We start from the raw sequence: 6,882 nt of genomic DNA, 5'->3' as shown, positions 1-6,882 counted from the left end.
GGTGGGCGCGATGGGCCAGAGGGTGTCGTCGAGGTCGATGCTGATCGCGCGCACGCGCGACGGCTCCAGCGCGGCGGCGCCGGACCCGGCGGGCTCCAGACTCAAGGAATCGTCTTTCATGCTTGCGAGAGAATAGCGCATGCCCTTCGCGACCGAACCGCCCCTCCCCCATGGCCGCGCCGAGCGCACGGCAGTGATCTGGTGCAACCTGGGCACCCCCGACGAGCCCACGCCCGCCGCCCTGCGGCGCTACCTGGCCGAGTTCCTCGCCGACCCGCGCGTGGTCGAGATCCCGCGCCTGCTGTGGTGGCCCATCCTGCACGGCGTGATCCTGCGCGTGCGGCCCGCGAAGTCGGCCGCCAAGTACGCCAGCGTCTGGACCCCCGAGGGCTCGCCGCTGAAGGTCTGGACCGAGAAGCAGGCCAAGCGCCTGCTGGGCCACCTGGGCGAGCGCGGGCACGCGGTGCTGGTGCGCCACGCCATGCGCTACGGCCATCCCTCCATCGCCTCGGTGCTCGACGAGGTCAAGGCCCAGGGCGCCACGCGCGTGCTGATGCTGTCGGCCTACCCGCAGTACAGCGGGGCCACCACCGCCAGCCTCATCGACGCCGTGAACGCCTGGAGCGCGCGCCAGCGCGCCGTGCCCGAGCTGCGCTTCGTCAACCGCTACCACGACGACCCGGGCTACATCGAGGCGCTCGCGCGCTCGGTGCGCCAGCACTGGCAGGCCCACGGCCAGGCCGAGCGGCTGGTGATGAGTTTTCACGGCGTGCCCGAGCGCACCCTGCACCTCGGCGACCCCTACCACTGCGAGTGCCACAAGACCGCGCGGCTGCTGGCGCAGGCGCTGGGCCTGGCGCCGGAGCGTTTCGTCGTCACTTTCCAGAGCCGCTTCGGCAAGGCCCAATGGCTGCAGCCCTACACCGAGCCCACGCTGGTGAAGCTGGCGGGCCAGGGCGTGAAAAGCGTGGACCTGATCTGCCCCGGCTTCGTGGCGGACTGCATCGAGACCTTGGAAGAGATCGACATGGAAGCGCGCGCCGCCTTCCTGCAGGCCGGCGGCGAACGCTTCGCCTACATCCCCTGCCTCAACGACCGCCCCGAGTGGATCCAGGCGCTGGGCGACATCGCCGCGCGGCACCTGCAGGGCTGGCCCACGGCGCCCGCCGACGAGGCCGAGCGGGCCGCCAGCCGCGAGCGCGCACTGGCCCTGGGCGCGAAGGACTGAGCCCGCGCGCTCAGTGCGCGCGCGGATCGCTCAGGAAGCGCTGCACCAGCTCCAGCTGATCGGGCACGTTGAGCGCGGGCGCGTGTCCGCAGCCGGGGATGGTCACCACCAGGGCGCGCGGTCCGCGGTCGCGCATGGCCTCGGCGGTCTCGGCCAGCAGCAGGTCGGACTCCGCGCCGCGCAGGCACAGCACGGGCACATCGATGGTGTCGAACACCGGCCAGAGCTCGTAGTCCTCGGGGTGGTGCTCGAACTGCTGCACCATGGCCGGGTCGTAGTGCGGCGTCACGCGGCCGTCGGGCAGCCGGCGCATGGAGCTTTCGCTGAGCAGGCGCCACTGCGCGTCGGGCAAGTGGCCGTAGGGCTTGTAGACGGCGCGGAAGTACTGCTCCAGCTCGCGCATGGTGTTGAAGGCCGAGGGACTGCCCGCGTAGCTGCGGATGCGCTGCACCGCCGGCGCCGCGAGCTGTGGGCCGATGTCGTTGAGCACCAGCCGTTCGATGCGCCCACGCAGCGCTGCGGCCGCGCAGACCATGCCGATGGCACCGCCCATGGACGTGCCCACCCAATGGAACTGCTTCAGGCCCAGCTGGTCGACCAGCGACTTCGCCAGGCGCGCATAGAAGTCCAGACAGTACTCGGCCTTCGGGTCCGGGCTCCACTGCGACAGCCCGCGCCCGATGGTGTCGGGGCAAATCACCCGCCAGCCCTGGGCGCACAGGTGCGCGGCCAGCGGGTCCATGTCGCGCCCGGTGCGCGCCAGGCCGTGCCAGGCCACCACCACCGGGCCACCGGCCTGCGCGGGCACCCAGTCCATGAAGTGGATTTCGCGCTCCTCGCAGGTGATGTAGCGCGAGCGCGGTTCGAGAGCGGCGAAGTTCATGTCGACTCCTTCGTCGCCTGGTGCGCCGCGCGCTCGCGCAGCTTGCCGACGACACCCGTGGGGAAGTGGTAGACGGACAGCACAAACAGCAAGCCCAGCCACAGCAGCCAGCGGTCGGGCGTGAGCAGCGCGGGCAGCAGCGGCAGGCCCTCGAAGAGCCCGCCGAGCCAGCGCAGCAGGTCTTGCAGGTAGCTCTGCGCGACCAGGAAGACCACGCTGCCGATGATGGCGCCGTACAGCGTGCCCATGCCGCCGATCACGACGATGAGCAGGATGTCCAGCATGATCTCGAAGGACAGCGAAGTGTCCGGCCCGTTGTAGCGCAGCCAGAGCGCGAGCAGGCAGCCCGCGAGCGTGGCGAAGGACGCGGCGATCACGTTGGACAGCGTGCGGTAGACCACCACGCGGTAGCCCAGGGCCTCGGCGCGGAAGTCGTTCTCCCGGATGGCCTGCAGCACGCGGCCGAAGGGCGAGTTCACGATGCGCAGCATCACCAGGAACATGGCCGCCACGCTCACGAACAGCAGGTAGTAGGTGATGAAGCGGCCGTTGAGTGGCACGGCGCCGAAGGGCCCCTGGAAATCCTCCTCCATCAGCGCGAAGCCGGGCGACAGCAGCTCGGGCAGGCGGAAGGTCAGGCCGTCTTCGCCGCCGGTGATGTCCGACAGCTGCGAGGCCAGCGTGAGAAAGGCCGAGGCCACGGCCAGCGTGATCATGGCGAAGAAGATCGCCCGCACGCGCAGCGAGAACAGGCCGATGAGCAGCGACAGCAGAAAGGACAGCAGCAGCGCGCCCACGGCGCCCACGACCAGCGCCCACCAGGTGGGGCCCAGCGCGCTGGCCGAGATGGCGATGCCATACGCGCCGATGCCGAAAAACATGGTGTGCGCGAAGCTGACGATGCCGGTGTAGCCCAGCAGCAGGTCGAAGCTGACCACCAGCGCGATGAAGATCAGCACCTTGGCCGCGACGTTGAGCGCCTTCACGCCGGGAAACAGGAAAGGCGCGAAGGCCAGGCCCAGCACCAGCAGCGTGAGCAGCAGCGCCAGCCAGCGGCTGCGCGGCAGGTCGTGGGATAGCAGACGGGAAAACATGGTGGATCGAGCCTCTCAGGACCGAAGAACGGGGGCGGGCGTCAGGCGCGGCAGCCGCGGAACCGGCTGTGCCGGGCCACTGGCTGCGCCCCCCTTCAGGGGGGTGACGCCGAAGGCGGCGCGGGGGGTGTTCATCTGTTCGCCACGGGGTACACGCCCTGCGGACGCCACAGCAGGATGGCCACCATCAGCGCGATGTTGGAGAACAGCGCGACCTTGGGCATGAGAAAGCCGGTGTAGTTGGCCATCAGGCCCACCAGCAGCGCGCCCACCAGCGCGCCCAGCGTGGAGCCCAGGCCGCCGATGATGATGACGATGAAGATCAGCACGTTGACCTGCGCGCCCATCTGCGGCAGCACGGTCTGCTGGTACAGCCCCCACATCACGCCGCCCAGGCCGGCCAGTGCGCTGCCCGCCACGAACACGCCCACGAACAGGCGCCGGATGCGGTAGCCCAGCGACTCCACCATTTCGCGGTCCTGCACGCCGGCACGGATCAGCAAGCCGACCTTGGTGCGGTTGAGCGTCCAGACCATGGCGGCGAACACCGCCAGGCCCACGGCCATGGCGAGCAGGCGGTACTTTTCGATCGAGGCGTCGCCGAGCAGGAAACTGCCGCGCAGCGTCTCGGGCAGCGGCAGCGCGAGCTGGCCCGGGCCCCAGATCACCTTGATGAGCTCCTCGCCGATGATCATGCCGCCCATGGTGATGAGGATCTGCTTGAGGTGCTGGCCGTACACCGGGCGCACGATCACGCGCTCGAACACCAGGCCCACCGCGCCGGCCACCACCATGGCGGCCAGCATGGCCGGCACCAGGGCCGCGAGGTTGAGCCAGAAGCTGTCGGCGATGGCGTAGGCGTTCAGGCCACCGAACACGCTGACCGCGACGAAGGCGCCCAGCGCGATGAACACGCCATGGCCAAAATTGAGCACGTCCATCAGGCCGAACACCAGCGTGAGGCCGGAGGCAATGATGAAGACGATCAAGCCCATGGCCAGTCCGGCCACGGTGAGCGTGAGCCAGGTCGGGCCGCTGCCCACGGCCGGCAGCGCCAATGCCGCCAGCAGCGGCACCAGGGCCACGGGTTTCCAGTCGAAGTCCGTCAGGGCCTTCATTGATGCGCTCCCAGCGAGAGGCCGAGCAGGCGCGCCTGCAGCGCGCTGTCCTCGGCGAGTTCGGCCATCGCGCCGCTGTGCACCACGCGGCCGTCGTCCATCACGGCCACGCTGTCGCCGAGCTGGCGCGCGAAGTTGAAGTTCTGCTCGACCAGCAGGATGGTGGTCTGCGCGGCCTTGAGTTCGCGGAAGGCCTCGATCATGTTCTGGATGATGGCCGGCGCCAGGCCCTTGCTGGGCTCGTCGATGAGCAGCAGTTGGCGCGGCTCGACGATGGCGCGCGACACCGCCAGCATCTGCTTCTGCCCGCCCGAGAGCTTGCCCGCCGGGTGCAGCCAGAACTTCTTCATCGCCGGGAACATGTCGAAGATCCATGCCAGGCGCTTCGGGTCGATGTCGTCGATGGCGCGCGCGCCGCGCGCGGCCAGCAGCATGTTCTCCTTCACGCTCAGGTCGGCGAAGATGCCCATGCTCTCGGGCACGTAGGCCACGCCGCTCTGCGCGATGTCGGGCGTCGCCTTCGCGGTGATGTCCTGACCGGCGAGCGTGACCCGTCCCCGGCTCGCGTGCCACAGGCCCATGATGGTGCGCAGCGTGGTCGTCTTGCCCGCACCATTGCGGCCCAGCAGCATGGTGAGCTGGTTGGCGGGCACGGTGAGGTCCACGCCGTGCAGGATGTGGTAGGCGCCGATGTGCGTGTGCACACCTTCGAGGCGCAGCAGTGCGGCGTCGCTCATGCGCTCACTTCCTCTTCGGGGTTGATGCCCAGGTAGGCCTGCTGCACCACCGGCGAGGCGATCACCGCCTCGGGTTCACCATCGGCCACGAGCTCGCCGTTGTGCAGCACGATGATGCGGTCCGACAGCTCGCGCACCACGTCCATCTTGTGCTCCACCAACAGGATGGTCTTGCTCTTGTCGGCCTTGAGGCGGCGGATCAGGTTCAGGATCACCGGCACCTCGTCCACGCTCATGCCGGCGGTGGGCTCGTCGAACATGTAGACCTTGGGGTCCAGCGCCATCAGGATGCCCACCTCCAACTTGCGCTGGTCGCCGTGCGGCAGGCTGGCCGCGCGCGCCTCGGCCTTGTCGGCCAGGGCCACGGTCCGCAGGATCTCATCGGCCTGGTCCAGCAGGTCCTTGCGGTCGCTCCAGATGCGGAAGAAGTCCAGCCCCGCGCCCGCGCGCGCCTGCACGGCCATGCGCACGTTCTCGCGCACGCTGAGCTGCGGGAACAGGTTGGTGAGCTGGAAGGCCCGGCCCAGACCGGCGCGCGTGCGCAGCGGCGCGCTCAGCGGGGTGAGCTCGCGCCCCTCGAGCGTGACCGTGCCGGCCGTGGCCTTGATCTGTCCCGAGATCAGGTTGAAGTAGGTGGTCTTGCCCGCGCCGTTGGGGCCGACGATGGCCGTGAGCGTGCCCGGCGCGAACGCGCAGGAGACAGCGTTCACCGCCACGTGCCCGCCGAAGCGGACCGTGAGGTTCGAGGTTTGCAGCATCAAGACTCCGCGACGAAAGAGGGGGAGTCGGTCGCCGCAGGTGCGGCGACCTTCCAGGAACACCACGGAACCGGCTTTGCCGGGCCGTCGGTGTTGTCCCCCTTCTCAAGGGGGAAGCCGCGTCAGCGGCGCAGGGGGATCACCGGCGATTCCGAATCGGAATCGCCATCTGCTCGGGCTTGATCTCACGCACGAGTTCAGGCACCCCCCAGGCGAAGGCCGGGTCGGCCTTGATCTTGAAGTGGTACATGCTCTGCATGGCCTGGTGGTCTTCCTTGCGGAAGGTCATGGTGCCCTTGGGCGTCTCGAAGCTCATGCCTTCCATGGTCTGGATGAGCTTCTCGCTGTTGGTGTCGCCGTTGGTCTTCTTCAGCGCGGTCACCACCGCCATGGCGGCCGAGAAGCCGCCGGCGGTGAAGAAGTCCGGCGGCTGCTTGAACTGGCGGTAGTGCTCGGCCACCATGGCGTCGTTGACCGGGTTCTTGGGGATGCCGAAGTAGTAGTACAGCGCGCCTTCCATGCCCGGGAACTGCTTGTAGGCCACCATGGCCGGCAGGATGTTGCCGCCCGTGGCGAGCTTGATGCCGTAGCGCTTGTCCAGCTCCATCTCGGCGATCTTGGGGAAGGGCGTGGGTGCGCCCGACCACACCACCGAGATGTACTTGTTGCCCGGCTGGTCCTTGAGCTTGTCGACCAGGCGCAGCAGGCCGGCGGTGAAGTCCGTCGTGCCCACGGGCAGGTACTCCTCGTGCACGATCTTGGCCTTCTTGGTGAAGTCCTTGGAGGCTTTCACGGCGTCGCGGCCGAAGGCGTTGTCGTTGGCCAGCACACCGATCACGTTGTTCGGGGCATCGAGGGCCACGGCGTTGGCGGCGGCGTCCTGGCTGCTGTTGCGGCCGGTGCGGAAGATGTACTTGTTCCACTTGTCGCCGGTGATGGAGTCGGCCACGGCGGGCTCCACCAGCAGGATCTTGCGGTACTCCTCGGCCACCGGGAGCATGGCCAGCGCCACGGGTGAGGCCGTGGGGCCGATGGCGAGGTCGACCTTGTCGTCGGCGTAGGCG

General features: G+C 68.9%; 7 protein-coding genes. 1 reads left to right on the top strand and 6 read right to left on the bottom strand.

The features are described from left to right. Positions 1–139: 139 nt before the first annotated feature. Positions 140–1,228: a ferrochelatase gene (hemH, locus tag BGO22_RS17655; protein ID WP_070398053.1), complete on the top strand. Its 1,089-nt coding sequence runs from the start codon at positions 140–142 to the stop codon at positions 1,226–1,228. Positions 1,229–1,238: 10 nt separating this feature from the next. Here hemH and BGO22_RS17650 read toward each other — a convergent pair whose 3' ends face one another. The 6 genes from BGO22_RS17650 to BGO22_RS17625 form a co-directional block, all read right to left on the bottom strand. After that, entirely contained in the window at positions 1,239–2,111 is an 873-nt protein-coding gene (locus BGO22_RS17650; RefSeq protein WP_070398054.1) for an alpha/beta fold hydrolase, read from the bottom strand. Beyond that, positions 2,108–3,205, bottom strand: a complete 1,098-nt coding sequence (locus BGO22_RS17645; RefSeq protein WP_070398055.1) for a branched-chain amino acid ABC transporter permease — start codon at positions 3,203–3,205, stop codon at positions 2,108–2,110. The genes BGO22_RS17650 and BGO22_RS17645 overlap by 4 nt, the downstream gene beginning before the upstream one ends. Positions 3,206–3,336: 131 nt before the next feature. After that, complete coding sequence (locus BGO22_RS17640; RefSeq protein ID WP_070398056.1) at positions 3,337–4,323, bottom strand: branched-chain amino acid ABC transporter permease; 987 nt, start codon at positions 4,321–4,323, stop codon at positions 3,337–3,339. After that, a complete protein-coding gene (locus BGO22_RS17635) occupies positions 4,320–5,060 on the bottom strand; it encodes an ABC transporter ATP-binding protein (RefSeq protein ID WP_070398057.1) in 741 nt (246 codons plus the stop codon). Before BGO22_RS17635 ends, BGO22_RS17640 begins: the two co-directional genes overlap by 4 nt. Then, positions 5,057–5,818 (bottom strand): ABC transporter ATP-binding protein, encoded by a 762-nt coding sequence (locus tag BGO22_RS17630; protein ID WP_070398058.1) that lies wholly within the window; start codon positions 5,816–5,818, stop codon positions 5,057–5,059. Before BGO22_RS17630 ends, BGO22_RS17635 begins: the two co-directional genes overlap by 4 nt. Positions 5,819–5,957: 139 nt before the next feature. Next, positions 5,958–6,882 (bottom strand): substrate-binding domain-containing protein (locus BGO22_RS17625; protein ID WP_286852009.1); only part of this gene is annotated, 925 nt, incomplete at its 5' end.

Source organism: Hydrogenophaga sp. 70-12 (assembly GCF_001897365.1).
In the GTDB taxonomy this organism is placed as follows: Bacteria; Pseudomonadota; Gammaproteobacteria; order Burkholderiales; family Burkholderiaceae_C; genus Hydrogenophaga; species Hydrogenophaga borbori.
This window is presented reverse-complemented; position numbering and strand designations above follow the sequence as displayed.